This window comes from Bacillus sp. JJ864 (assembly GCF_036963045.1).
In the GTDB taxonomy this organism is placed as follows: Bacteria; Bacillota; Bacilli; order Bacillales; family Bacillaceae_G; genus Bacillus_A; species Bacillus_A pseudomycoides_C.
Genome location: NZ_JBALLY010000146.1, coordinates 3,977 through 5,759 on the forward strand (window position 1 = coordinate 3,977; position 1,783 = coordinate 5,759).

Annotated in this window: 1 protein-coding gene and 1 pseudogene; one reads left to right on the forward strand and one right to left on the reverse strand. The window is 31.3% G+C overall.

Translation table 11 applies throughout. The features are described 5' to 3' along the window. Positions 1–309: 309 nt before the first annotated feature. The gene (locus V7024_RS19900; protein ID WP_335523082.1) at positions 310–1,071 is read right to left on the reverse strand and encodes a glycosyltransferase; all 762 of its coding nucleotides are present in this window, start codon (positions 1,069–1,071) and stop codon (positions 310–312) included. 304 nt (positions 1,072–1,375) lie between these two features. Between V7024_RS19900 and V7024_RS19905 the strand changes: the two are divergent. Continuing rightward, positions 1,376–1,783 (forward strand): annotated as a pseudogene (locus tag V7024_RS19905) (transposase); the annotation flags it as partial.

Genomic DNA, 1,783 nt, shown 5'->3' on the forward strand with positions numbered 1-1,783 from the left:
ATAAGCGATTTATTAAATCAATAATCCAAGAATTAATAATAACTACTGTAAAAATAACTAAAATAGCAACAATATTTTGATTTGAAGATATGTATGGTATCAGTGGACCACGTACCATCCCAAAAAATATAAGAGCAAAAACTAAAGACCAAATAAATTTCAGCATTAATTCGTCCCCTTTTCTAATAAATATAGCACAAATAAATTAGAAAATAATGTAAAACAAGCGGATTAAACCTTCAAAAATCAAATGTAAACTTTTTATTAAAAGTTTACATTTGATGATGATTTGTTTAGGAATCTTCATAGTTATCTTTCTTGGTTATCATAATATGTTTTATCTGCGTATTTTTTATCTTTTCCTTTTAGATAGGCTAGGATTATTTTTGGATTTTTAAGTAAAGCCCAGTCTCCATATTTATCAAATCTTCTGCATGAAGTTATCATTCCATTTTTAATTGTACCGAATTTCTTATTATTTTGTTTTCCCCATTCTTTTAACCGTTTAGCAAAATCTGCATCTTCTGCCATAAGCATGTTTTCATTAAATCCGTTGATTGCCATAAAGTCTTTTCTATAGCACCAAAAAATCCCTACAGATATAGCTCCATACTTAAAAAGCAAGGGGATTATTATTAACATCGCGGAAACGAATATTCCTAAAGATATTCTTTCAAACTTTCCGGTTACTCCACCGCCAATGTATTTACCTGAAGCTAAATATTTGTCTACATTAAATAACATAGACTCTGTCATTTGGCTATCAGCATCTATAGTAATGATTATTTCTCCGCTAGCTATTTCGGCCCCTGCATTTCGGATCTTGGATAAGTTTTTATCGTTATTTTTTAATGTAATACAGTTATACGACTTTGCTATTTCCTCTGTTTTGTCTGTGCAACGATTTAAAACAACTATGACTTCAGTTTGATCTTTATATGTCTCTGATGCCCTTGCAATTGAATCCAAACATTTTCTAATGTACTTCTCTTCATTATGTGCAGGGATTATAATAGAAAACTTCACATCTTTTTTAAAATCTACCCCTGAAAATTCGTTTGTTTCATTCATAATATTCCCCCTTTTTTATAAAGTTAATATTTTACATACATAATATATATTAACATTTATGAGGTTGTATTATAGAAACTAAAAGTAAACTATTATACAGAATTTTACTTTTTGTCTCCATTTCGAAATGTGGAGGTTTAGCCCCCACACGATTAGTCAGTACTCACACTCAAAAACAAGGGGGGAATAAATTACTTTACATAATTAAAAAATATTACAATTATTCATTAAATATGATATAGCAAAAAATGTTGTAAAAGCATTATCAAAGTATTGTTTGCTAGTTTACTAGTCGATTTGCAATCAAAATAAAGAAGTACCAAGACGATTATTTTGTTATGTTTCTGAAAGTGATGTATTTGCATGTCTAATGGGATGTATTATGAAGTATGCGACAACGGATCGAGAAGGATATCGTCATTATAAAGCGGACAAAAAAGACTGTGCAGTATATCCTTTGCGTTCAGATTGTTTTTCAACGACTCAAAAACGTCGAGAGATTACGCGTCAAAGATATTGCACGAGAATACAAGCGAACGAAAACAGGAAAACGATTATATAAAGTACGCTGTTCTAAAATTGAGCGGAGTTTTGCCGATGCGAAAGAACTACATGGCTATCGATACGCTCGATTCCGAGGGCTGAAGTCTGTCCAAATGCAGGCATATCTCACCGCAGCCTGCAAAAACATGAAAAAAATAGCCCTTCAACT

Coding starts and splice junctions, on each gene's coding strand:
- V7024_RS19900 (WP_335523082.1), bottom strand. CDS start 1,071: ATGAATGAAACAAACGAATTTTCAGGGGTAGATTTTAAAAAAGATGTG.